This window comes from Shinella sp. R2-11 (genome assembly GCF_055330205.1).
Genome location: NZ_JBVAPC010000009.1, coordinates 116,719 through 140,418 on the forward strand (window position 1 = coordinate 116,719; position 23,700 = coordinate 140,418).

A 23,700-nucleotide genomic window follows, 5' to 3' on the forward strand; every position below is an offset into this window, starting at 1 on the left:
CCGTCATGCGGGTGCGGTCGCCGGGGCCGCCCCCTTGCCGCGCCGCAGATAGAGGATGCCGGCGGCAAGCGCAATGCCGGCGGCAAGAACCGCAACGGCGACGAGCGGGCGATAGGCGATCCACGCGACGGCGATGACCGCTGGGCCGACGAGCAGGGTGAGGATGAGCGCGATCGCCGTGGTGCCGAAGCGCACGATGGAGCCGAAGAAGGGCACGACGTCGGCGATCACGCCGAGGATGGAGAGGATGAAGGCAAAGCCGACGAGGAGCCCGACCAGCCCGCCGATGCGCACCGCCCAGGTGACGATCGTGTTTTCGCTCTGCGCCGCGTCGAACATGGCGGCCGCGTCGGAAATGCCGGCCTCGCTGAGGAAGAGTTCGCGCCCGTTCGTCGTCTTGTAGGGAACGAGGCTTGTTCCGCGCTGCGCCCCGACGAAGCTCGCCTCGGAAATATCCGACCGCTCGAAGCGGATGCGGATATCGCCGATCTGCGGATCCTGCGGGTTGAGGGAGAAGATGGCCGCGCCGGCCACCACCGAGACGGGCTTGCCGATAGAAACGGCCTCGCCGAGCCGGTTCGCCTCGGTCGCGCTGAGCGGCACGATGCGCTCCTCGCCGAGGCGGGCGACCGCACGGCCCTCTATGCTGAAGGCGCCGATCGTCGCCGAGGGAACGGAGAAGCGCGCATCCGCGACCGGCTTCTTCGGATTATCGTGGCCCGGCTGGCGGAAGCTGCCGGAGCTGATCTCGTCGCGGCTCCATTCCTTGCGGTAGGAATAGGTGGTGACGGTTTCCTCGCTGCCGCCGAGCTGCTTGCGCGTTTCGGACTGCGAGCTCTCGGCCCATTGGTACATCTCGACGATGCGCTCGAGGCCGGCCGCGCCCTCGGCGGAGATGCCGAGCATCTCGTCCTGCGGCACGCCGACCGGCTTTACCGGCCCGGAAATATGCACGAGCCTGCCGTCATTGGCCGGATCGACGCTGCCATTGTCGAGGGAAACGACGAGTCCGGCGCCCTCGACGAGGGCCCGGTAGGTCTTCACCGAACGGCCCTCGTTCCAGAAGAGAAGCCAGATGCAGGCGACAAGCAGGACAAGGCCGACCACGATCTTGATCAGCGCCCCCTTCAGCCTGGAAAACCAGGAAGTGGTCGTCGTTTCCGTAAAGCTCATGAAGTCCCCCGACAAGCCCGCATTTTCCCCTGAAACGTGTGGCACGCCATGCTTATTCAGAGTTCCTGAATTGCGCAAGACGGGAACTTTCAGGCCCACTCATCCGTTCATACGGCGCGAAATGGAAGGGAGCACATCCATGACCGAGAACCGGGAAGACCGCATCCGCAGACGCGCCTACGAACTCTGGCAGCAGGAAGGCTCGCCCGAAGGCAAGCCGGACGATCACTGGCTGCAGGCGGAACACGAAATCGACCACGGCGACGGCGAGATCGAAGGCGACGACGAACCGAACCTCGCAGCGCTCCGCGAAGCCGCCCGCCAGCACAGCGACACCTTCATCGTGAAGACCGACCTGGAGGACGCCGACCAGCGCGAGGCGACGCCCGGCATGCGCGAACAGCCGTAATCGCTATGCAGCCTGCGGCCGGAATCAAGGCGTTATTAAATTGATTTCGAGCCTGGCTCCAGTGGCCTCGGCATATCGGCGCAGGGTGGAGATGGACGGGGAAACGCCGCCGCCTTCCAGCCGGGCGATGGCCGATTGCGTCGTGCCGATGCGCTTTGCAAGCTCGGCCTGGGAGAGCTTCGCCTTCGTCCGGGCATGGACGAGGGTTTCGATAAGCCGGAATTCCGCGTCGGCCTTCTCGTATTCCTGCCGGAATTCCGGGTTGTCCATCAGCTTCTTCTTGAGGTCTGCAATTTTCGTCATGGCTTCACCTCTTTCATCCGCGCTCTCGCAATCTCAAGGGCGGCTTTCGGGGTCTTCTGCGACTTCTTCACGAAGACATGCAGGATGACCACGCGCCGTCCGGTGACGGTCACGTAAATGCCGCGTGCGATACCTTCGGAAGCCTTGGCGCGCAGTTCCCAAAGCTTGCCTTCCAGATGCTTGACGTGCGGTTCCCGCAACTGCTCCAGGCCAACGTTCTCGACCGCTTCCATAAGGCGGATGAGCCGGGCCTGCAGCCTGGGCGGCAGCGCCTCGATTTCTGAATCGACAACTTCGAGGGTTTCAACCGTCCATCGCATGAAGGCTATATAGCGAATATGCGATAATCATGCAATGGGTATGGCGGTATGAGGCGGAGCGCTGATTTGCGTCCTCGGGGTGCCCCGGGGGTGCCCCGAAGTCCGAAAGCAAAATGCAGCAAAAGTCGCTGACCGGTAACTTACTGTATTGTCAGGAGAAAATTGGTGGAGCTAAGCGGGATCGAACCGCTGACCTCTTGCATGCCATGCAAGCGCTCTCCCAGCTGAGCTATAGCCCCATAATGGGTCCGGCAAGGCCGGTTTCCGGGAACCGAAGCGGCGTTGCCGTTCGGTGTGGCGGCTTATTACTTCCGGGCTTCGGAGATGGCAAGCCGAAAAATGAAATCCGGCCGATTTTTTTGAAACCGGCCGGATTATCAAGGTCTTAAGCTTCGTCTTCGTCGCCGGTGACGCCGATGAGGTCGCTCATGTCGTCATTGTCGTCGTCTTCGTCCTGTTCCAGGAACGTGTCGTCGTCGTCGCCGTCGATCTCCACGTCGTCGTCGCCGAGATCCGGCAGGTCGTCGCCGCCGGATGCATCCTCGTCGGCATCCTCGAGCGAGACGAGCTCGACTTCCGTGTTCTCCGTATCGACTTCGTTGACGTCCTCGTCCTCATCCTTTTCCAGGACTGCGGCTGCGGAGGTCTCCTCGAAGAAGGAGAGGGGATAGGACTTGCCCGTATAGGGGGAAACGATCGGATCGCGGTTCAGGTCGTAGAACTTCTTGCCCGTTTCCGGGTCGATGCGTTTGGTTCCGAGTTCCGGTTTTGCCACTGTCAAAGCCTCTCAGGTGCCGTTTCTGCCGGCGGGCCGGGGTTCCGGCGCGTTGAAGGGGAAATTGATTAGCCGGTCCCCTTAATCGTCTTGGGCAAGCCTGTCAAAGCCAAACTTCGGCGGTGTCCGGCGCCGCCCTTTCCGGCGAATGTTTTTCGCCGGGATGATGACGCTTTGAATCGTTTATGATAGCAAGCCGCCGATCTCCCGGGCGATCCTCGCCGGGAGCCGGGATATATAAGGAAGACGCCCATGTCGCACGGCGCCAGTGCACGGCCCGCAACCGCCCGCAAATCCTCCGGCCTTTCCGGAACCGTCCGCATTCCCGGCGACAAGTCGATTTCCCACCGTTCCTTCATGTTCGGCGGCCTTGCGAGCGGCCAGACGCGCATCACCGGCCTGCTCGAAGGCGAGGACGTCATCAACACGGGCAAGGCCATGCAGGCCATGGGCGCGAAGATCCGCAAGGAGGGCGACACCTGGATCATCGACGGCGTCGGCAACGGCGCGCTGCTGGCGCCCGAGGCGCCGCTCGATTTCGGCAATGCCGGCACCGGCTGCCGCCTGACGATGGGTCTCGTCGGCGTCTACGATTTCGATTCCACCTTCATCGGCGATGCCTCGCTCACCAAGCGCCCGATGGGCCGCGTCCTCAACCCGCTGCGCGAAATGGGCGTGCAGGTCACCTCTGCCGAGGGCGACCGCCTCCCCGTGACCCTGCGCGGGCCGAAGACGCCGACGCCGATCACCTATCGCGTGCCGATGGCCTCGGCCCAGGTGAAGTCCGCCGTGCTGCTGGCCGGCCTCAACACGCCCGGCATCACCACCGTCATCGAGCCGATCATGACGCGCGACCACACGGAAAAGATGCTGCAGGGTTTTGGCGCGAATCTCACCGTGGACACGGATGCCGATGGCGTGCGCACCATCCGGCTCGAAGGCCGCGGCAAGCTGACGGGCCAGGTCATCGACGTGCCGGGCGACCCGTCCTCGACGGCCTTCCCGCTGGTCGCCGCGCTGCTCGTGCCGGGCTCTGACGTGACCATCCTCAACGTTCTGATGAACCCGACCCGCACCGGCCTCATCCTGACGCTGCAGGAAATGGGCGCGGATATCGAGATCCTGAACGCGCGCCTTGCCGGCGGCGAAGACATGGCGGACCTGCGCGTCCGCTCCTCCGCGCTGAAGGGCGTGAGCGTGCCGGAAGACCGCGCGCCGTCGATGATCGACGAATATCCGGTCCTCGCCGTTGCGGCCGCCTTCGCCGAGGGCACGACCGTCATGAGCGGCCTCGAAGAGCTGCGCGTCAAGGAAAGCGATCGCCTTTCGGCCGTCGCCAATGGCCTCAAGCTGAACGGCGTCGATTGCGAGGAGGGCGAAGCCTCGCTTGTCGTGCGCGGCCGTCCGGACGGCAAGGGCCTCGGCAATGCGTCGGGTGCGGCCGTTGCGACCTATCTCGACCACCGCATTGCCATGAGCTTCCTCGTCATGGGCCTCGTCTCGGAGAACCCGGTGACGGTGGACGACGCGACGATGATCGCCACGAGCTTCCCCGAATTCATGGACCTGATGACCGGCCTCGGCGCGAAGATCGAGCTTCACGATACGAAGGCCGCCTGATGACCTTCACCATCGCCATCGACGGTCCCGCCGCCGCCGGCAAGGGCACGCTCTCACGCCGCATCGCGGAGGAATACGGCTTCCATCACCTCGATACGGGGCTGACCTACCGGGCAACGGCGAAGGCATTGCTGGATCGCGGCCTGCCGCTCGATGACGAGGCGGTGGCGGCCGATGTCGCGAAGACCCTCGATCTCGGCGGTCTCGATCGTTCCGTGCTGTCGGCCCATGCCATCGGCGAGGCGGCCTCGAAGATCGCGGTCATGCCTTTGGTGCGCCGGGCGCTGGTCGAGGCGCAGCAGGGCTTTGCGGCGCGCGAGCCGGGCACGGTGCTCGACGGGCGCGATATCGGCACGGTTGTCTGCCCGGATGCGCCGGTGAAGCTCTATGTCACGGCCTCGGCCGAGGTGCGCGCGAAGCGCCGCCATGACGAGATCGTCGCCGGCGGCGGGGTGGCCGATTACGGGACGATCCTCGAGGATATCCGCCGCCGCGACGAGCGCGACATGGGCCGGGCGGACAGTCCGCTGAAGCCAGCTGACGATGCGCACTTGCTCGATACCTCGGAAATGAGTATAGAGGCGGCGTTTTCCGCTGCAAAGTCGTTCATCGACGCTGCGCTTAAGCACCAGTAACGCCAGGAAAAGTGCGCAAGCGGTTTTCCGTCCGGTGTTGCGAAACATAAGAACAAGGCCTGTCCCCGCGCCGGATTTGCTGCCCAAGGGCAGCGGATAGCGCCTCGTTCATCACCAACGCTAACCCCCGGCGCCCGTGCCTTTGGCACATCAGGAGTTTCAATGTCTCAAGCAAACCCCACGCGCGAAGATTTCGCAGCCCTTCTGCAGGAATCCTTCGCCGCTAACGATCTCGCCGAAGGCTATGTCGCCAAGGGCATCGTTACCGCGATCGAAAAGGACGTCGCCATCGTCGACGTCGGCCTCAAGGTTGAAGGTCGCGTTCCGCTGAAGGAATTCGGCGCCAAGTCCAAGGACGGCACGCTGAAGGTCGGCGACGAAGTCGAAGTCTACGTCGAGCGCATCGAAAACGCGCTTGGTGAAGCCGTTCTGTCGCGCGAAAAGGCTCGCCGCGAAGAGAGCTGGGCCAAGCTCGAAGTCAAGTTCGAAGCCGGCGAGCGCGTCGAAGGCGTCATCTTCAATCAGGTCAAGGGTGGCTTCACCGTCGATCTCGACGGCGCCGTCGCCTTCCTGCCGCGTTCGCAGGTCGACATCCGTCCGATCCGCGACGTCACGCCGCTCATGCACAACCCGCAGCCCTTCGAAATCCTCAAGATGGACAAGCGCCGCGGCAACATCGTCGTTTCGCGCCGCACGGTTCTCGAAGAGTCGCGCGCCGAGCAGCGTTCTGAAATCGTCCAGAACCTCGAAGAAGGCCAGGTTGTCGACGGCGTCGTCAAGAACATCACCGATTACGGTGCGTTCGTCGACCTCGGCGGCATCGACGGCCTGCTGCACGTCACCGACATGGCCTGGCGCCGCGTCAACCATCCGTCGGAGATCCTGTCCATCGGCCAGCAGGTCAAGGTTCAGATCATCCGCATCAACCAGGAAACCCACCGCATCTCGCTCGGCATGAAGCAGCTCGAGTCGGATCCGTGGGATGGCATCGGCACGAAGTACCCGGTCGGCAAGAAGATCTCCGGCACCGTCACGAACATCACCGACTACGGTGCGTTCGTCGAGCTGGAACCGGGCATCGAAGGCCTGATCCACATCTCCGAAATGTCCTGGACCAAGAAGAACGTACACCCCGGCAAGATCCTGTCCACGAGCCAGGAAGTCGACGTCGTCGTTCTCGAAGTCGACCCGACGAAGCGCCGCATCTCGCTCGGTCTCAAGCAGACCCTCGAGAACCCGTGGCAGGCCTTCGCGCACAGCCACCCGGCTGGCACGGAAGTCGAAGGCGAAGTCAAGAACAAGACCGAATTCGGCCTGTTCATCGGCCTCGACGGCGACGTGGACGGCATGGTGCACCTGTCGGACCTCGACTGGAACCGTCCGGGCGAGCAGGTCATCGAAGAGTTCAACAAGGGCGATGTCGTCAAGGCCGTCGTTCTCGATGTGGACGTCGACAAGGAGCGCATCTCGCTCGGCATCAAGCAGCTCGGCCGCGATGCGGTCGGTGAAGCTGCCGCTTCCGGCGACCTGCGCAAGAACGCCGTCGTTTCGGCTGAAGTCATCGCGGTCAACGATGGCGGCATTGAAGTCAAGCTCGTCAACCACGAGGACATCACCGCGTTCATCCGTCGCGGCGACCTGTCGCGTGACCGTGACGAACAGCGTCCGGAGCGTTTCTCGGTCGGCCAGACCGTCGACGCCCGCGTCCTGAACTTCTCGAAGAAGGATCGCAAGATCCAGCTTTCGATCAAGGCGCTGGAAATCGCCGAAGAGAAGGAAGCCGTCGCACAGTTCGGTTCGTCCGACTCGGGCGCTTCGCTCGGCGACATCCTCGGCGCGGCTCTGAAGAACCGCAACAACGCCGAGTAAGCCTTCGCTTACGAAATGAAGAGCCCGCAGGGAGCGATCCCTGCCGGCTTTTTCTTTGGGGGATCGGTCAGGTCCAGTAGTCGCCGAGCTTCTGGTAGAAGACGAGGCCCGGCTCGATGACGCCGACCATCTCCGCCGTCTTCTCGCGACGGCGCGCCATGTCTGCGCTTTCGGGCTCTTCGCCCGGGGCGTCGCCCTCCGCTTCCGCCTGCGCCTCGCTGCCGCCGTCTTCGCCCTCGCCGGGATTTTCCTCGCCGGCCTCGTCCTGTTCCGCCCCGCGCGGCTCCGGCCATTCGACATTCTCTTCGGCCGGCAGGTAGGGCACGAAGGCGAGCGGCACGCCCTCGCGCAGGATCGGCGTTGCCACAAGCCTTTCCGGCGTGGCGTCGGCGAGCGCCATGGCGGGAGCCGCCTCGCGCGCCTGTTGCATGGGCAGCGGCTTGTCGGGCTCGACTGCCGGGCGCGGCTGTGCCGAATGCGTCGTCTCCGGTTGTGCCTTGCCGCCTGTCCGGGCGCCGTCCTCCGCCTGGCCGCGGACCATCTGGGCGAGTTCCTGCTCGACCTCCGGCCCGAAGGGGCGTTCGAGCAGCGCGCGCAGGAAGCTCACCTCTTCCGGCGAGAGGTTTTCCATCAGATGCGCGACGGCCTGCATCAGCATTTCCGGCGGCATGTCCCGCGTCACGGCCTGCAACACCCCGCGCGCGAGCGCTTGGCCGGCCGCATTGGCGATCTGCGCCCGCGCGGGCGCCTCGGCACGCTTCGCTATGGGGGCCGGCGCTTCCAGTTCCTCCGCGCTGCCCTGATGGCGCAGCGTCGCGGCGGCGGCTTCCAGCGGTTCCTGTCCTGCGGTCCTGGCGGCGGGCAGGCGTGGTTCCGCGCGGGCCGCCCCGCCGGTCGCGACGGCGGCCCGGTTCTGGACGGGCAGCCGCTCGTCGGCCTCGGCCGTGTCGACGGGCAGGGCGCGTGGCCTGCTGTTGCCGTCGAGATCGAAGATGCGCTTCAGCACGGTCTGGAGCGCGCGGGCATCGCCGGGCGTCTGCCCGGCCTGCTGCGTGCCGTCGTGGCGCGCGACGGCGGCAAGCTGCTGGGCGGTGAGCGCGACCGGTTTCTGCTGGCGCTCGGCAGCGCCGCCGGCAAGCGTCTCGGCCGGCAGGCTGGTTGCCAGGAGATTGGCGAGCTTCTGCGCTTCCGGCCCGTTCGGATTGCGCACGACCTCGACGAGGCTGCGCGTCGGCATGGCGGAAAGCACGGTGCCGATCAGCTTCTCCACGCTCGGGCGCAGCTCCGGCGGCAACCTTGTGATGATGTCGGCGAGCTTGCGGCCGCCTTCTCCGCCGGGCATGGACTTCAGGAGGGTAAGCAGCGTTTCGAGAAGGTCGCGGCCGGGATCGGTCCCGCCGGCCGGCGGCATGTGCTTCAGCATGGTCTCGATGAGACGCAGGAGCACTTCGGCGCGCAGATTGGCAAGGGCGGCGGCGGAAAGCTGCGGCTTGACGGCGGCGTCGGCCGTCCCGCCTGCCTGAAGGGCAGGGGTGGACTGCGCTGTGCCGGTCGTCGGTGCCACATGCGGCAGCATGCCCGCCTCCTGTTCGCCCTGCCGATGCCGTCCATCGCAAGGGCCTGCCAATGTTCCATCGTCCGTCGGATGGCGCATCATGCGCGACGCTGCGAAGTGACAAGCTGTCGGCCCGGCGAACCGGGCATTCATGCGGGGGCGGCGGCGGGATGAACCGGCAGAGCACTGGACCGCTGACTGTGCGGGACGGGAAACCCGGAACGCCGAACAACGCTTTGGTTCCTACCATTGGCATTTTATGGTTAACGAAATGCTAACGGACCATGAATACTTCGCAGATGCAGTAGAACGGCAAGGTTGCTTTCGCAGTGCTCTTGCCCCTTATGCTCGGCTCGCGTAAATCTTCCCGGCACTGTTGGCCGGAGGCGGGCGGCGGATGCGGCGGAGACCCCTGATGAACCTCACCAACCTCATCCTCAATACCGACAGCTACAAGTTCAGCCACTACCTGCAATATCCGCCGGAAACGCAGGCGATCTCCTCCTATGTCGAGGCGCGCGGCCATTCCGACCATGCCGAGGTGCTGTTCTTCGGCCTCCAGATGTTCCTCAAGGAGTACTTGTCGAAGCCCGTGACGCTTTCGGATATCGATGAGGCGGAGGCGATCGTCACCGCCCATGGTCTGCCGTTCAACCGCGAGGGCTGGGAGCATATCGTGCGCAGGCACGGCGGCTACCTGCCGCTCCTCATCGAGGCGCTGCCGGAGGGCACGCTGGTGCGCCGCGGCGTGCCGGTGGCGCAGGTGGTCAACACCGACCCGGCCTGCTTCTGGCTGACCTCCTATATCGAGACCGCGCTGCTGCGCGCCATCTGGTATCCGAGCACGGTCGCTTCCAATTCGCGCAAAGTGAAGCAGATCATCCAGCCCATCCTGGAAAAGACCTGCGACGACCCGGCCGCGGTGCTGCCCTTCCGCCTGCACGATTTCGGCGCGCGCGGCACGACGAGCTTCGAGCAGGCCGGCATCGGCGGCGTCGCCCACCTCGTCAATTTCATGGGCACGGATACGGTGACCGGCGTGCTCTATGCCCGCCGCTACTACGGCGCGGACATGGCCGGTTTCTCGATCCCGGCCTCCGAGCACTCGACCATGACCTCCTGGGGCCAGGACCGCGAGGCGGAAGCCTATGGCAACATGATCGACAGGTTTGGTGCCAAGGGTCTCTATGCCGTCGTGTCGGACAGCTACGACATCAACAATGCCGTTTCGGAGATATGGGGCAAGCAGCTCAAGGACCGCGTGCAGGCGGCCGGCGGCACGCTCGTCGTGCGCCCCGACAGCGGCGATCCGGTGGAGACCCCGGTGCAGGTCGTGCGCCAGCTCGCCTATGCCTTCGGCACGCATCTCAACGCCAAGGGCTACAAGGTGCTCGACAACAGCGTGCGCGTCATCCAGGGTGACGGCATCTCGCCCGCCGATATCGGCCTCATCCTCGGCCGGTTGGAGGCCTTCGGCTTCTCGGCGGAGAACATCGCCTTCGGCATGGGCGCGGGGCTTCTCCAGCGCGTCAACCGCGACACCTATTCCTTCGCCATGAAGGCCAATGCCCGGCAGGATGCCAGGGGGGCGTGGCACGATGTCTACAAGCGCCCGGCGACTATGAACGTCAAGGCCTCCAAGGCAGGCCGCCAGGCGGTGGTCGAAGGCTATCTCGGCCCGGAGGCGGCGCGCGTCGACCAGCTCGCCGGCCGGCAGAACCTGTTGCAGCCCGTCTGGCACGACGGAAGGCTGCTGGTGGACTGGACCTTGGACGAGGTGCGCGCCCGCGCTGTCTGAGGCCCTTGCGGTCCGGCCCCGGCCGCTCCATCTTCAGGTCCATGACTGGAGACGAGAGATGACGGTTCGTCCGCCGCAGGCGCTCGCCCCTTCCTTCACGAAGGACACAGGGCTCAATATCCTCGAATACGAATTGATGTCGGAGCGGGCGGATTCGCTCGGCCGGCACGGACTGAAGGTGGAGAAGGCGCTGGCTCTCCTTGCCGAGCGGCTGGCCGCCGGCTGCGCCGGGCAGGAGCGCGAAGACCTCCTCGACGACGCGGCCGACAAGGTCTGGGCCTTCTTCATCCAGCGCGAAATGTGCGGCCTGCGCAGCCAGAAGGACGCGATCCGCCGCTACGGCATTCCGCCCGAGGTCATGGCGCGGCTCGGCATCGTGCGGCGCAAGCCGTAGCCGTCAGGCGACGAGCTGGCGGGTGATGAGGTCGTAGATCCCGTTGTCGTCGACGCGCAGCACGAAGATGTCTTTCCTCGCCTCTTCCCGTTCCTGCTGTTCGCGGGTGCCGGCCGCATCGAGGTTGCGCACCGCCTCGCCGCTGGTCTCGGCCGGCGTGTCCGTGCCGGACGCCGCATTGTCGCGGGGTTTCTCCGCCGTCCTGTCGGCGATCGCCGTCGCCTCGGCGCCTGCGGCCAGAAGCTGGATCGTGTCGAGCACGTCGCCGAAGCTCTTGTCGCCCGTCTCGCCCCTTGCGGCTTCCTCATGGGCGCGGCCCACGGCATCCTGGAGCTTCCGGACATCCTCCAGCCTGTCGCCGGCTTCGAGCTTGCCGATCGTCTCCTCGCGCTCCTTGCGCGTTTGCGCATCCTCGATTCGGGTCGGGTCGCGCCGGCTCCGGTCGAGCTTCAGTTCCTCCAGCGATTTCGGCTTGGCCGTATCTTCGAGGCGCGCCAGCACCTTGCGCATTTCGGGCGTCAGCGCCTTTTCCGCGTCCGCCTTGTCGGCCAGCGCTTCCTTCACGCGCTGGGCGCCGGCCCCATAGGGATCGCGGATCGCCGCGACGAGGTCGCTGGCTCTGAGGCCGAGATCGGAAAGGCCGGTGGTCTTTTCGAGCGTCGCCACGTCCGCCGGCAATTCGCCGCGCTGGCGCGTGAGCATCGCGGAAAGGCGCTGCTGGAAATCGGCATCCGCCTCGTCTTCGCCCTGCGTCACGCCGGTCGCGAGGGCAAGGCGGGCGACGAGGTTGGCGGCTGCGTCGTCCGAGGCGCCGCTCATCGCCTGCTTTACGGCGGAAAGGGTCGTGCCGAGCGAAAGCACGGTGACGCCGGACGTGCTGTCCCTGGCCGGAAGCCCGACGCTGTCGATGAGGGTGAGCTTGTCGGCGAGGCGCTGGGCGAAGGCGCGAGCGGATTCGCCGTCCTGCTGGCTGACGCCGAGCGTCTCGCTGAAACGGGAGATCAGCTTGGCGAGCGTGTCGCCGCCGCGGGCATTGCTGCCGAAGAAATGCTCGTTGATGCGGGCATTGGCCTGGCGTGCGGCATCGTCCGAGCGCAGCTCGGCCTGGGCGCGGATCTCGTCCTTCTTCTGCCCGCTCGCCTTTTCCGCTTCCTCGCGGCGGCGATCCTCGATCGTCTCGACGATCGACTGCATGGCCGAGACGGCGGCGGTGGACTGCGCGCTCTGCAGGGGTGTCAACATGGCAACCTCCGGTCTTGCCCGGAGAATACCGTCGAGGCCGTTAACTGGACGTTAAGCCTGTAGCGCCCGGGCCGGCGCGGCATCCGGCGGCTCCGGCCGGCAGACGATCGTCACGAGCACGAAGCTGACATAGAGCAGCAGATACCAAGAGCCGAGCTTGGTGAAGGGCACCATGTGCCATGTCTGCTGGCCCGGATAGAGCCAGACGCCCGTTGCCGTGCCGATGTTCTCGGCGATCCAGAGGAAGATGCTGGTGAAGAAGGCCGCGACCACCAGCGGCATCCAGCGCGGCCTTTCCTCCACCGTGTAGTAGATGCGCACGCGCCCGAAGAGCAGCACCGTCGCGACGAAGAGGGTCATGCGGATGTCGGCAAGGAAGTGGTGCAGGTAGAAATTGGCATAGATCGCGACCGCCAGCAGCGCCGTCGCCCAGAACGGCGGATAGCGCGTGAAGCGCATGTCGAAGATGCGGATGGCGCGCGCCATGTAGCTGCCGACCGAAGCATACATGAAGCCGGAAAAGAGCGGCACGCCACCAAGGCGGATGATTGCCTCCTCCGGATAGGCCCAGGACCCCATATGGACCTTGAAGATTTCCATCGCGGTGCCGACGAGGTGATAGATCAGGATGACCTTGGCTTCCTCGACGGTCTCCATCTTCAGCGCCAGGAAGGTGACCTGGATCGCGAGCGCCATCACGAACAGCGCGTCGTAGCGATGGATCGGCCAGTCCGGCTGCCAGATCAGCTTGGTGAGGATGATGAGGCCGAGCATCAGCCCGGCGAAAAGGCAGGCCCAGGCCTGCTTGAGGCCGAACAGGATGAATTCGGCAAGCCCGGGGGGAAGCCTTTCGAGCCGGCCGCGGATCAGCCGGCGCAGCGGCTCCAGCGTCGGCCCGGTCTGGTGCGGCCTGTCGCTCTCCACGAAAGGCTCAGCTATGGGCGAAGATGTCGGTCTCGTCCCAGCCGAGCAGGTCGAGCTTGGCGCGGGTCGGCAGGAAGGCGAAGCACGCATCCGCATGCTCGGCGCGGCCGTCGCGCAAGAGGCGGGCGGTGAGCTTGTCGCGCAGCGCATGGAGATGCAGCACGTCCGAGGCGGCATATTCGAGCTGCGCGGGCGAGAGCGTCTCGGCTGCCCAGTCGGAGGACTGCTGCTGCTTGGAAATGTCGACCTCGAGCATTTCCTTGAGATTGTCTTTGAGGCCGTGGCGGTCGGTGTAGGTCCGCGTCAGGCGTGAGGCGATCTTGGTGCAGAAGACCGGCGTGGTGGTGACGCCGAAGGTGTGGAACAGCACGGCGATGTCGAAGCGGCCGTAGTGGAAAATCTTCTGGCGTGCCGGATCCTCCAGCATGGCGGTGAGGTTCGGCGCTTCCTTCTGGCCGGCGGCGATGCGGATGACGTCGGCGGTGCCGTCGCCCGGCGAGAGCTGCACGACGCAGAGCCGGTCGCGGCGCGGCACGAGGCCGAGCGTTTCGGTGTCGATGGCGATGGCGCCGGTATAGCGGGCGGCGTCGGCGGCGGGGATGTCGCCTTCGTGATACCGGATTGCACTTGCCATGAAAAACCCCATCTAAGCTATCTGAATATCCGCTGGCCTATAGCGCATGTTGCCCGCCTGCGGTACCTCTTTGTGAAATGCGGAAGGCCGGCGCGGTGCCGGAAAAGACGATGAAGACACCAGCGATCCTTGCCCTCCTCGCGGCCCTGCTGCCCGCTGCCGCAGGGCAGGCCCAGGCCTTCAAGGACCTTCCCGGCGTCGTTCCGTCCGACGCCACCGAGGAATACAGCAACAGGAATGCGATGAATTGCCGGCAGGGCGTGGAGGTGCCGCGCAGCACCAGCTCCCGCTGGATGCCGCGCAACGTCTATGTCTGCGAGGAAAACGGCATCACCTCGAGCAGCACGAGGCTGCCGCCCTCCAGCATACGCGCCCTGCGGGGCCTCAACTGGTAGGCGGCAGCGCCCGCTGCGTTGTCAGGCGCGCTTGATGACCTTGATGAGCACGAGCAGGATGACCGCGCCGATCGTGGAGTGGATGATCGCCGCGACGATGCCGCTGCCGAGGCTGATGCCCAGCGCGGGGAAGAGGTAGCCGGCGATGAACGCGCCGACGATGCCGACGACGATGTTGCCGACCAGCCCGAAACCGAAGCCCGAGACGATAAGGCCGGCAAGCCAGCCCGCGATCGCGCCGACGATGAGGAAAACCAGAATGCTTTCAATTCCCATGATGTGCTCCCTTTGACGGTCTCATTCCGTCGCCTCCCAGAATGTGGCAGGCGCGCGGCGGAAAGCAAGGGGGCGCGTGACGGCGCCTGCCGCCCGGTGCGCTAGAAAACCCGTGCCCTCACCGGCGCGCGCCCCGCATCGATCCCGATGAGAAGACAGATGGCCGCAAGCGTTGCCGAAGCGATGGCGGTGGCGCCCAGTCCCAGAACAATCATTGCCCGTTCCTCCTGACGTCATTGTCAGTGCATGGCCGTCCTACGCGCGCGAGCTTGCCCGTGGCTTGCGCCCCGTGCCCTGTGCGATGCCGGGCCGCTTTAATTTTAGCGAAGCTGGAAGCAGGCCATGAACCATTAACCTTCAGGCAAGGAATTAACCATAAACATGGCTGAACACGTCGGAATGGGAAATTCGCCGTTTCTCACCCAGGCATGACGCCGAACCGCCGTACCGGAACCGAGCCGGTATTCGAGTTTCACCGAATTTGATCATGGATCGTCGGGTGGTGCCGCAGGCCGCTTTGCCGGCAGGCGCCGCTCCGTGAGCGCGGCTCGGCCAGCCACTCCTCCATGGGATAGTTCAGCGGTCGCCGGAAGGCAGCCGGGCATCGTGGTTTGGGAGCAGATTGGTGCAGGAAATGCCGGCAGAACAGGCACGAACGGGACAGGCAGCCAGCCTGCGCGACCGTTTGCGCTTTGCCGGCGTCGAGGCCGACCAGGGCGAATTGCTCCGCCGCCACCGCCAGACACTCGAACGGCATGTCGAGACGGCCCTTCGCGATCTCTTCCAGCGCTTCCAGACCTTTCCCGATGCCGCCCGCCATTTCCAGAGCGAGCGCCAGATCGATCGCCTGCACGACCTCCAGAGCTCCCACTGGAGCGTGCTGACCGACGCCCGCTTCGATGGGCTCTATGCCGAGCGCGTGAAGGTCCTTGCCGACAGCGAAAGCCAGATGGGCCTCGACCCGCGCTGGCGCATCGCCGGCCATTCGGTCGTCGTCGAGACGGTCATCACCGGCCTCATCGAGGAATACTGGCCGAAATCCATCCTGCCCGGCGCCGGCAAGGCCCGCCGCAAGGAACTGACCGATCTTGTCTCCGCCTTCCTGCGCACGGCGATGGTCGATGCGGAGATCGGCGTCTCGCTGCGCTTCAACCAGATGCGCCACGCGCACAACCGCGCGCTCGGCGAGCAGCGCAAGGAAGACCGCGCCGAACTCGACCGCGTCTTCGGCGACGCCATCCGCAGCCTCTCGCAGCTCGATTTCTCCGCCCGCGTCACCGGCGAGATGCCCGAAGCCTGGCGCGATCTTGCCGGGACGCTGAACGACGCGCTCGCCGAAATCCAGGCGCGCCTCACCGCCGTCGCGGACAATGCGAACGAGAGCGACCGGCTCGTCGCGACGCTCACCTCGGGCGCGGGCGCACTCTGGGCCCGCTCCGCCGAGCAGTCCGCCAACCTCATCGAAACCGCCAACGCCCTCGGCGCCATCGTCGAGCGCGTGCGCAACACGCTCGGCGAAACGCGCAAGGCGCAGGGCGCCGCCGCCTCGACCCAGCAGTCGGTCGCGCTCAGCGGCTCCATCGTCGGCGAAGCCATGTCTGCCATGGCGGATATCGAGGCTTCGGCGGAGAAGATCGGCCAGATCATCGGCGTCATCGACGAGATCGCCTTCCAGACCAACCTTCTTGCGCTCAATGCCGGCATCGAGGCAGCGCGTGCCGGCGACAGCGGCCGCGGCTTTGCGGTCGTCGCGCAGGAAGTGCGCGCGCTCGCCCAGCGCTCGGCGGACGCGGCGCGCGAGATCAAGCAGCTCGTCACCGGCACGAAGGCGCAGGTGGAAGCCGGCGTCGAGCATGTTCACCGCACCCAGGATGCGATCGGCAACATCGTTCGCCAGGTCGAGGGCATCAACGAGGCCATCACCGGCATCGCGCGCGAAAGCGCCGCCGACGCCGAGGGGCTGGAAGGCGTCACCGCCGAGATCGGCCGGACCGGCCGCGCGCTGGAGGCCGATGCCACGGATGCCGGCCGCGTCGGCGCGATGGGCGGCGATCTCCAGACGGTCATTCTCGAACTCGGCCGCACGGTGCGGGAATTCCATCTTGCCCAGCGCGATCCGCGCCCGGCCCGGCCCGCCGCGCGCGCCGTGCCCGAGCGGATCGAGACGCCGTCTTCCTCCCTCGATTTCCTGACGGCGCGCGCCGCCGGCTTTGGAGGCTGAGATGGTCAAAAGACGGCCCCGGCACTGGTTCTCGACGGCGCGCAGCCGGCTTTCCGACGGAAGCCAGCCGCCCGCGGCCAAGACGATTTTGGACAGACGCAGACAAGGAACACCCTAATGGCGAGCAAGAAAGCCGCTCAGAAAAGTCTAAGCCTTGCCCCCGTTCTCGATCTCAACGAGGCCTCGGCCCTGCATGCGCAGATCATGAGCCTCAAGGGCAATCCGCTCGTCATCGACGCTTCGGCGGTCGAGCGGGTCGGCGCGCTCTGTGCCCAGGTCCTGATGGCGGGTGCCAGGAGCTGGGAAGAGGACAGGCAGCCCTTCACCTTCAACAAGGTGTCCGACCCTTTCATCAAGACACTGCAACTCATCGGCGTGAACATCGATCACTTGCTGGCACAGGAGGCTAGGCAATGAAGAAGAAAGTCCTGACCGTGGACGATTCCCGGACGATCCGGAACATGCTGCTGGTCACCCTCAACAATGCGGGCTTCGAGACCATCCAGGCCGAAGACGGCATTGAGGGCCTGGAAGTCCTGGAAAATGCGAATCCGGATGTCATCGTCACCGACATCAACATGCCGCGCCTCGACGGCTTCGGCTTCATCGAGGGCGTGCGCCGCAACGAGAAGTACCGGGCGATCCCGATCCTCGTCCTCACCACCGAGAGCGACGCCGAGAAGAAGAACCGCGCCCGCCAGGCCGGCGCGACGGGCTGGATCGTCAAGCCCTTCGATCCGACCAAGCTGATCGACGCAATCGAGCGCGTAACCGCCTAAATCCAGGATTCTCCCGATGGATATGAACGAAATCAAAGAGATCTTCTTCCAGGAGTGCGAGGAGCAGCTCGCGGAACTGGAATCCGGTCTCTTGAAGCTGAACGACGGTGATCGCGACCCCGAAACGGTCAATGCCGTGTTCCGTGCCGTCCACTCGATCAAGGGCGGCGCCGGTGCATTCGGTCTCGACGATCTCGTCTCCTTCGCCCATGTGTTCGAGACGACACTGGATTGCGTTCGATCCAACAAGCTGGAGCCGACCCAGGATGTCCTGAAGGTCATGCTGAAGTCCGCCGACGTGCTGGCGGACCTCACCAATGCGGCGCGCGACGGCGGAAGCGTCGACGAATCGCGCAGCCGCACCCTGATCCGCGAGCTGGAAGCGCTGGCCCACGGCGAGGCGCCCGTCGCCGCCGAGCCCGCGCCGAAGCCCGCCGCGGCCCCCAAGGCCGTAGCGCCGGCGCCCGTGGTGGAAAAACCGGCGGTCAATGACGAGGGCTTCCAGCCGATCCCCTTCTCCTTCGGCGATTTCGACGAGGAACCGGCCGACCATTACGTGCCGACCGTCCAGGTCGCGTTCAAGCCGAAGAAAGACCTCTACGCCAAGGGCAACGAAGCCGTCCTCCTGCTGCGCGACGTTTCCCGCCTCGGCGAGATGAGCGTCTACTGCGACATGGACGCCCTGCCGACGCTCGACAAGATGAACCCGGAGGAAGCCTATTTCTCCTGGAAGATCTCGGTGACGACCGACAAGGGCGAGGACGGCGTGCGCTCCGTCTTCGAATTCGCCGAATGGGACTGCGACCTCGATATCCAGACCGTCGAGGAAGATGTCGTCGGTGAGGCGGCGAGCGACGAGGAGCTGCCCATGCAGCCCGTGCCGTTCGACCTGTCGATGCTCGACGAGGGCGCCGCTGCCGCCGCGGACGAGCCGGCCGTCATCGAAAGCGATGCCGCCGCTGCCGTTGCCGCCGCCGAAACCGCCACCAAGGTCGCGCAGGTCGCAAGCCGCGCCGCGGAAAACGCCAAGGCCGCTGCCGCCGCCTCGGCCGCCAGCGCCGCGCAGGCGAGCCAGGCCGCTGCCGCCGGCCAGACGATCCGCGTCGATCTCGACCGCGTCGACCGCCTGATCAACCTCGTCGGCGAGCTCGTCATCAACCAGGCGATGCTCTCGCAGAGCGTCGTCGAGAATGACACGAACGGCACGTCCTCCATCAACATGGGCCTCGAGGAGCTCCAGCAGCTCACCCGCGAGATCCAGGATTCGGTGATGGCGATCCGCGCGCAGCCGGTGAAGCCGGTCTTCCAGCGTATGGCCCGCACCGTCCGCGAAATCGCCGACATCACCGGCAAGTCGGTCCGCCTCATCACCGAAGGCGAGAACACCGAAGTCGACAAGACCGTCATCGACAAGCTCGCCGAGCCGCTGACGCACATGATCCGCAACGCGGTCGACCATGGCCTCGAAATGCCGGAGAAGCGCGAAGCCCTCGGCAAGAACCCGGAAGGCACCGTCCGCCTGACGGCAAAGCACCGCTCGGGCCGCATCGTCATCGAGCTTGCCGACGACGGCGCCGGCATCAACCGCGAGAAGGTGCGCCAGAAGGCCATCGACAACGACCTGATCGCGGCCGATGCGAACCTCTCGGACGAGGAGATCGACAACCTGATCTTCCACGCCGGCTTCTCCACCGCCGACAAGGTGTCGGACCTTTCCGGCCGCGGCGTCGGCATGGACGTGGTCAAGCGCTCGATCCAGGCGCTGGGCGGGCGCATCTCGATCTCGTCCAAGCCGGGGCAGGGCTCCGTCTTCACCATGAGCCTGCCGCTGACGCTCGCCGTCCTCGACGGCATGGTGGTCACGGTCGCCGGCCAGACGCTCGTCGTGCCGCTGACGGCCATCGTCGAGACGCTGCAGCCGGAGGCCTCGGCCATCCACTCCTTCGGCGCCTCGCAGCGGCTCATCTCGATCCGCAACTCCTTCTGCCCGCTGGTGGATGTCGGCCGGATCCTCAACTTCCGCAACACGCAGGCCAATCCGATGGACGGCGTCGCGCTCCTCGTCGAATCGGAAGGCGGCGGCCAGCGCGCCCTGATGGTCGATGCCATCCAGGGCCAGCGCCAGGTCGTCATCAAGAGCCTGGAGGCGAACTACACCCACGTCCCGGGCATCGCCGCCGCCACCATCCTCGGTGACGGGCGCGTCGCCCTCATCCTGGACGTCGATGCGGTCGTCGCCGCCTCGCGCGGCCAGTCCCTGAAACAAGACATCTCGCTTGCTGCCACCGGTTAAGCCATGACGAATGCGGTCAAGAATCTCACCCATGGACGCGAACTGATCGCCTTCCGGATCGGCGACCAGGAGTTCTGCGTGAACATCATGTCGGTCAGGGAAATCCGCGGATGGACCCAGGCGACGCCGATGCCGCATGCGCCCTCCTACGTGCTGGGCGTGATCAACCTGCGCGGCGTCGTGCTGCCGATCGTCGACATGTCGCTTCGCCTCGGCATGAAGCCGGCCGAGCCGACGGTGCGCCACGTCATCATCGTCGCCCAGGTCGGGCCGAAGGTGGTGGGCCTGCTGGTCGATGCGGTCTCCGACATCCTGACCGTGACCGACGAGAATATCCAGCCGACGCCGGATATCGCGAACGAGGCCGAGAAGGCCTATGCGCGCGGCATCCTCGCCATCGAGGGCCGCATGATCTGCCTCATCGAGCTGGACTCCCTGTTCCCGCATACGGAAAGCGAAGCCGCATGACCTATTCCCCGGCCATCGATGTCAGACAGTCTCCGGACGAGTGCCTGGCGAGCGGCGAATACCCGCTGACGCGCCGGGATCTCTCCGAGATCGCGGCCATGATCTATGCGGATGCGGGCATCTATCTCAACGAGACCAAGGCCTCGCTCGTCTATTCGCGCCTGTCCAAGCACATCCGCCAGCTCGGCCTCAAGGGTTTCAGGGACTATTGCGCGCTCGTCTCCTCGCCGGCGGGCGCCGCCGCGCGCCGCGAGATGCTGTCGCACCTGACGACGAACTTCACGCGCTTCTTCCGCGAGAATCACCATTTCGACCATATGCGCACCGACGTCCTGCCGGAGCTTCTGGCCCGCGCCCGCAACGGCGGGCGCGTGCGCATCTGGTCGGCGGCCTGTTCCGACGGGCAGGAACCCTATTCCATCGCGCTCACCGTGCTGTCGCTGATGCCGAACGTCGCGGATTACGATTTCCGCATCCTCGCGACGGATATCGATCCGAAGATCCTCGCCATCGCCCGCGCCGGCGCCTATGACGCGACCGCGCTCGAAACCGTCAGCCCCGCCATGCGCAAGCAGTTCTTCCGCGAGAGCGAGAGCGGCGGCCGGCAGAAATGGCAGATCGACGACCGGGTGAAGCGGCTCATCACCTTCAACGAACTGAACCTGATGGCGCAATGGCCGTTCAAGGGCCCGTTCGACGTCATCTTCTGCCGCAACGTCGTCATCTATTTCGACGAACCGACGCAGATGAAGATCTGGTCGCGTTTCGCCGGCATGCTCGGCGAGAATGGCCACCTCTATATCGGTCATTCCGAGCGCGTCTCGGGCGAGGCCAAGCACCAGTTCGACAATATCGGCATCACCACCTACCGCTATACCGGCAAGCACAGGAGGGGCGCATGATGGCACCCGCGCGCGTCCTCGTCGTCGACGATTCGCCGACCATGCGCGGCCTGATCACGGCCGTGCTCAATGCCGACCCGGACGTCAATGTCGTCGGGCAGGCGGGCGATGCCATGGAAGCCCGCAACGCGATCAAGCAGCTCAATCCGGACGTCGTGACGCTGGATATCGAGATGCCGAACATGAACGGGCTCGAATTCCTCGACAAGATCATGCGGCTTCGGCCCATGCCGGTCATCATGGTCTCGACGCTCACCCATCGCGGCGCCGAGGCCTCGCTGATGGCGCTGGAGATCGGCGCCTTCGATTGCGTCGGCAAGCCGCAGCCGGGCGATGCCCGCCCCTTCGGCGACCTTGCCGAGAAGGTGAAGGCGGCCGCCCGCTCGCAGCGCCGCTCCGTCCGCACCGACGTGCCGCCGCTCGCGCCGACCGTCGCCAATGTGAACGCGGCGGCAAGCTACAAGCCAGGCCGGCGGATCGTCGCCATCGGCGCCTCGACGGGCGGCGTGGAAGCGCTGATCGCGGTCTTGCAGAAATTCCCGGTCAACTGCCCGCCGACGGTCATCACGCAGCACATGCCGCCGACCTTCACGAAAAGCTTCGCCGAGCGGCTGAACCGCCTCTGCGCGCCGGTCGTGGAGGAAGCGACGGACGGTGCGCGGCTGGAGATCGGCAAGATCTACCTGGCGCCGGGCGGCGACCGCCATCTCCAGGTCGCCAATCCGCATGCGCCCTGCTGCCGGCTGCTGGATCGCGATCCGGTCAACGGCCATCGCCCCTCGGTCGACGTGCTGTTCGATTCGGTTGCCGAACTTGCCGGGCGCAATGCCGTCGGCGTCATCCTCACCGGCATGGGCCGGGACGGGGCGGCGGGCTTGCTGAAGATGCGTCATGCAGGGGCGCGAACCATCGGCCAGAACGAAAAAACCTGCATCGTATATGGAATGCCGAGAGTGGCTTTCGAGCTGGGCGCCGTCGAGCACCAGTTTCCGCTCTCCTCCATAGGGGAGGAAATCTTGAAGATCACTGCGGCCCGTAGAGAAGGGAGCGAATAATGTCTATCGCTGAAAAAATCAAAGTACTCATCGTTGACGACCAGGTGACGAGCCGCCTGCTGCTGGGTGATGCCCTGCAGCAGCTCGGCTTCAAGCAGATCACCGCGGCCGGCGACGGCGCGCAGGGCATGGCCATCATGACCCAGCAGCCGCACCACCTCGTCATCTCCGACTTCAACATGCCGAAGATGGATGGCATCGAGTTCCTTCAGGCGGTCCGGTCCAACCCGAACACCAAGAAGGCGGCCTTCATCATCCTGACGGCGCAGGGCGACCGCGCGCTGGTGCAGAAGGCGGCGGCGCTCGGCGCGAACAACGTCCTGGCCAAGCCCTTCACCATCGAGAAGATGAAGGCAGCCATCGAAGCCGTGTTCGGGGCATTGAAATGATATCAGACGCCGGGGCGCGCCGCGTCCATGTCATTCAGGGCGAATACAAGGTCGTCAACGATCCGAATGTGGTGCTCACCACCATTCTCGGCTCGTGCGTGGCCGCCTGCATGCGCGACCCGGTCCTTGGCGTCGGTGGCATGAACCACTTCCTGCTGCCAGGCTCTGCCGAGGCGCTCGCCTCGGGGGGCGATGCCACGCGCTACGGCGTTCATCTGATGGAGCTCCTGATCAACGGTCTCCTGAAGAAGGGCGCGCGCCGCGACCGGCTGGAGGCGAAGATCTTCGGCGGGGCGAGGACGATCGCGCGCTTTTCCAATGTCGGCGAGCAGAACGCGCTCTTCGCGCGCCAGTTCCTGATGGACGAAGGCATCCGCATCGTCGGCGAGAGCACGGGCGGCGAGCACGGGCGCAAGCTGGAATACTGGCCGTCGAGCGGCCGGGCCCGGCAATATGCCCTGACGGGCGTCGAGACGCAGAAGACGGTGGCGCTGGAACAGCGGCCGGTCCGCGCTGCAAAGCCCGTCGAGAGCTCGATCGAATTCTTCTGAGCGGCGTCTTCGCCGCGAGGAAAAAAGTACGAACTGTATTGCGTTGCCGGCCTTCGCCGGCCGTACGGGAAAAAGGGTAATCCATGCAAGCCGACTATCTGAGTGCCGCGACCGCCATGGAGGAAGCCCTTCCGGATGTCCTGATGCGAATCGTGTCCGAACTGCACGACGTCGCCTACCTGATCGAGCGCATCGAGCCGCAGCTTGCGGCCGTGCACGGGGACACCGCTGAACACGCCACCGAGCGCATGATGGTGATGCAGGGCATCGACCTTGCCGTCCAGAAGACGCGCGGCCTTGCCGAGTTCATCGACACGATCACCGCCAGCATTCCCGAAAGCTGGGTCGTCGACGTCACCACGGCGCTGAACCTGGTGAAGCTTGCCGACATGCAGAAGGCGCTGAGCAACGGCATGCGCCACGGCCATTCCCAGCCGATCGGCAAGGCGGCCGGCGACTTCGAGGCCTTCTGAGAAAATTCGAAAAGAACGCGGTCCGTCCGGCGGCGCCCTCGGGGCGCCGTTTTGCGTTCGACCGCCCGCCCTTCCTTCGTGGCACGAAATGCTCGCGCAAGTTTCACGGTCTAGTTTCCGGCCCGGATCAGTCAGGTCCGCGTATTCCATGGGGCAGGTCGGCGCGTGCGGAAATGTGCCGGCTCTATCTCACGAGATTGAAAATGCGTCTGATCGCGCCGGCATGGTAGTCCGGTGTCCAGGCGAC

The 23,700-nt window shown here is 65.4% G+C and carries 26 protein-coding genes and 1 tRNA gene; 17 read left to right on the forward strand and 10 right to left on the reverse strand.

Annotation, left to right across the window (positions count from 1 at the left end):
• Nucleotides 1–3: 3 nt before the first annotated feature.
• Nucleotides 4–1,173 (reverse strand): TMEM43 family protein, encoded by a 1,170-nt coding sequence (locus tag ACZ1A1_RS20980; protein ID WP_463621440.1) that lies wholly within the window; start codon nt 1,171–1,173, stop codon nt 4–6.
• 121 nt (nt 1,174–1,294) lie between these two features.
• On the opposite strand from ACZ1A1_RS20980, the gene ACZ1A1_RS20985 reads away from it, so the two are divergent.
• Nucleotides 1,295–1,582, forward strand: a complete 288-nt coding sequence (locus ACZ1A1_RS20985) for a DUF2934 domain-containing protein (protein ID WP_313194435.1) — start codon at nt 1,295–1,297, stop codon at nt 1,580–1,582.
• Nucleotides 1,583–1,606: 24 nt separating this feature from the next.
• Here ACZ1A1_RS20985 and ACZ1A1_RS20990 read toward each other — a convergent pair whose 3' ends face one another.
• The 4 genes from ACZ1A1_RS20990 to ACZ1A1_RS21005 all read right to left on the reverse strand — a co-directional run bounded on the left by ACZ1A1_RS20990 (nt 1,607) and on the right by ACZ1A1_RS21005 (nt 2,980).
• Nucleotides 1,607–1,885 carry a helix-turn-helix domain-containing protein gene (locus ACZ1A1_RS20990; protein ID WP_313194434.1) on the reverse strand — a complete coding sequence of 93 codons (279 nt, stop codon included), beginning with the start codon at nt 1,883–1,885 and terminating at the stop codon, nt 1,607–1,609.
• A complete protein-coding gene (locus ACZ1A1_RS20995; protein ID WP_463621441.1) occupies nt 1,882–2,205 on the reverse strand; it encodes a type II toxin-antitoxin system RelE/ParE family toxin in 324 nt (107 codons plus the stop codon). The genes ACZ1A1_RS20990 and ACZ1A1_RS20995 overlap by 4 nt, the downstream gene beginning before the upstream one ends.
• 163 nt (nt 2,206–2,368) lie before the next feature.
• Nucleotides 2,369–2,444: transfer RNA gene (locus ACZ1A1_RS21000), tRNA-Ala, on the reverse strand.
• Nucleotides 2,445–2,590: 146 nt separating this feature from the next.
• Nucleotides 2,591–2,980, reverse strand: a complete 390-nt coding sequence (locus tag ACZ1A1_RS21005) for a TIGR02300 family protein (RefSeq protein WP_184145209.1) — start codon at nt 2,978–2,980, stop codon at nt 2,591–2,593.
• A 252-nt stretch (nt 2,981–3,232) separates the two neighbouring features.
• Here ACZ1A1_RS21005 and aroA point away from each other — a divergent pair, with 252 nt between their 5' ends.
• The 3 genes from aroA to rpsA all read left to right on the forward strand — a co-directional run bounded on the left by aroA (nt 3,233) and on the right by rpsA (nt 7,104).
• Nucleotides 3,233–4,600, forward strand: a complete 1,368-nt coding sequence (gene aroA / locus ACZ1A1_RS21010; protein WP_463621442.1) for a 3-phosphoshikimate 1-carboxyvinyltransferase — start codon at nt 3,233–3,235, stop codon at nt 4,598–4,600.
• Nucleotides 4,600–5,235 carry a (d)CMP kinase gene (gene cmk / locus ACZ1A1_RS21015; protein WP_463621443.1) on the forward strand — a complete coding sequence of 212 codons (636 nt, stop codon included), beginning with the start codon at nt 4,600–4,602 and terminating at the stop codon, nt 5,233–5,235. The genes aroA and cmk overlap by 1 nt, the downstream gene beginning before the upstream one ends.
• 162 nt (nt 5,236–5,397) lie before the next feature.
• On the forward strand, nt 5,398–7,104 hold the full coding sequence (gene rpsA, locus ACZ1A1_RS21020; RefSeq protein ID WP_313194430.1) for a 30S ribosomal protein S1: 1,707 nt from the start codon (nt 5,398–5,400) through the stop codon (nt 7,102–7,104).
• A 67-nt stretch (nt 7,105–7,171) separates the two neighbouring features.
• Here the strand turns inward: rpsA and ACZ1A1_RS21025 are convergent, their stop codons facing one another.
• Entirely contained in the window at nt 7,172–8,680 is a 1,509-nt protein-coding gene (locus ACZ1A1_RS21025; RefSeq protein WP_463621444.1) for a hypothetical protein, read from the reverse strand.
• 394 nt (nt 8,681–9,074) lie between these two features.
• Between ACZ1A1_RS21025 and ACZ1A1_RS21030 the strand changes: the two genes are divergently transcribed.
• Nucleotides 9,075–10,457, forward strand: coding sequence for a nicotinate phosphoribosyltransferase (locus ACZ1A1_RS21030; protein WP_463621445.1), 1,383 nt, complete (start codon nt 9,075–9,077; stop codon nt 10,455–10,457).
• Nucleotides 10,458–10,515: 58 nt separating this feature from the next.
• Nucleotides 10,516–10,851, forward strand: a complete 336-nt coding sequence (locus ACZ1A1_RS21035) for a DUF6665 family protein (RefSeq protein ID WP_313194427.1) — start codon at nt 10,516–10,518, stop codon at nt 10,849–10,851.
• 3 nt (nt 10,852–10,854) lie between these two features.
• Here the strand turns inward: ACZ1A1_RS21035 and ACZ1A1_RS21040 are convergent, their stop codons facing one another.
• From ACZ1A1_RS21040 to ACZ1A1_RS21050, 3 genes are read right to left on the reverse strand one after another with little or no spacing between them, the layout of a single operon-like run.
• A complete protein-coding gene (locus ACZ1A1_RS21040; protein ID WP_463621446.1) occupies nt 10,855–12,093 on the reverse strand; it encodes a hypothetical protein in 1,239 nt (412 codons plus the stop codon).
• Between the two features lie 51 nt (nt 12,094–12,144).
• Entirely contained in the window at nt 12,145–13,017 is an 873-nt protein-coding gene (locus tag ACZ1A1_RS21045; RefSeq protein ID WP_463621447.1) for a DUF817 domain-containing protein, read from the reverse strand.
• 7 nt (nt 13,018–13,024) lie between these two features.
• On the reverse strand, nt 13,025–13,651 hold the full coding sequence (locus ACZ1A1_RS21050) for a ribonuclease D (protein WP_119257775.1): 627 nt from the start codon (nt 13,649–13,651) through the stop codon (nt 13,025–13,027).
• Nucleotides 13,652–13,761: 110 nt separating this feature from the next.
• On the opposite strand from ACZ1A1_RS21050, the gene ACZ1A1_RS21055 reads away from it, so the two are divergent.
• Complete coding sequence (locus tag ACZ1A1_RS21055) at nt 13,762–14,046, forward strand: hypothetical protein (RefSeq protein WP_313194423.1); 285 nt, start codon at nt 13,762–13,764, stop codon at nt 14,044–14,046.
• Between the two features lie 21 nt (nt 14,047–14,067).
• On the opposite strand, the gene ACZ1A1_RS21060 is transcribed toward ACZ1A1_RS21055, so the two are convergent.
• A complete protein-coding gene (locus ACZ1A1_RS21060) occupies nt 14,068–14,322 on the reverse strand; it encodes a GlsB/YeaQ/YmgE family stress response membrane protein (protein ID WP_313194422.1) in 255 nt (84 codons plus the stop codon).
• A gap of 634 nt (nt 14,323–14,956) precedes the next feature.
• On the opposite strand from ACZ1A1_RS21060, the gene ACZ1A1_RS21065 reads away from it, so the two are divergent.
• From ACZ1A1_RS21065 to cheT, 10 genes are all read left to right on the forward strand, one after another.
• Nucleotides 14,957–16,543, forward strand: a complete 1,587-nt coding sequence (locus ACZ1A1_RS21065) for a globin-coupled sensor protein (protein ID WP_463621448.1) — start codon at nt 14,957–14,959, stop codon at nt 16,541–16,543.
• 117 nt (nt 16,544–16,660) lie between these two features.
• Entirely contained in the window at nt 16,661–16,960 is a 300-nt protein-coding gene (locus ACZ1A1_RS21070; protein WP_463621449.1) for an STAS domain-containing protein, read from the forward strand.
• Entirely contained in the window at nt 16,957–17,322 is a 366-nt protein-coding gene (gene cheY1, locus ACZ1A1_RS21075) for a chemotaxis response regulator CheY1 (protein ID WP_069059983.1), read from the forward strand. Before ACZ1A1_RS21070 ends, cheY1 begins: the two co-directional genes overlap by 4 nt.
• 16 nt (nt 17,323–17,338) lie before the next feature.
• Complete coding sequence (locus ACZ1A1_RS21080) at nt 17,339–19,615, forward strand: chemotaxis protein CheA (protein ID WP_463621450.1); 2,277 nt, start codon at nt 17,339–17,341, stop codon at nt 19,613–19,615.
• 3 nt (nt 19,616–19,618) lie between these two features.
• On the forward strand, nt 19,619–20,083 hold the full coding sequence (locus ACZ1A1_RS21085; RefSeq protein ID WP_313194418.1) for a chemotaxis protein CheW: 465 nt from the start codon (nt 19,619–19,621) through the stop codon (nt 20,081–20,083).
• Nucleotides 20,080–20,985 carry a protein-glutamate O-methyltransferase CheR gene (cheR, locus tag ACZ1A1_RS21090; protein ID WP_119257657.1) on the forward strand — a complete coding sequence of 302 codons (906 nt, stop codon included), beginning with the start codon at nt 20,080–20,082 and terminating at the stop codon, nt 20,983–20,985. The genes ACZ1A1_RS21085 and cheR overlap by 4 nt, the downstream gene beginning before the upstream one ends.
• Nucleotides 20,982–22,040 carry a protein-glutamate O-methylesterase CheB gene (gene cheB / locus ACZ1A1_RS21095; protein ID WP_313194417.1) on the forward strand — a complete coding sequence of 353 codons (1,059 nt, stop codon included), beginning with the start codon at nt 20,982–20,984 and terminating at the stop codon, nt 22,038–22,040. Before cheR ends, cheB begins: the two co-directional genes overlap by 4 nt.
• Nucleotides 22,040–22,429, forward strand: a complete 390-nt coding sequence (locus ACZ1A1_RS21100) for a response regulator (protein WP_119257659.1) — start codon at nt 22,040–22,042, stop codon at nt 22,427–22,429. The genes cheB and ACZ1A1_RS21100 overlap by 1 nt, the downstream gene beginning before the upstream one ends.
• Nucleotides 22,426–22,980, forward strand: a complete 555-nt coding sequence (gene cheD / locus ACZ1A1_RS21105) for a chemoreceptor glutamine deamidase CheD (RefSeq protein WP_313194416.1) — start codon at nt 22,426–22,428, stop codon at nt 22,978–22,980. Before ACZ1A1_RS21100 ends, cheD begins: the two co-directional genes overlap by 4 nt.
• Before the next feature lie 83 nt (nt 22,981–23,063).
• The gene (cheT, locus tag ACZ1A1_RS21110) at nt 23,064–23,453 is read left to right on the forward strand and encodes a chemotaxis protein CheT (protein ID WP_463621451.1); all 390 of its coding nucleotides are present in this window, start codon (nt 23,064–23,066) and stop codon (nt 23,451–23,453) included.
• The last annotated feature ends 247 nt before the right edge of the window (nt 23,454–23,700 follow it).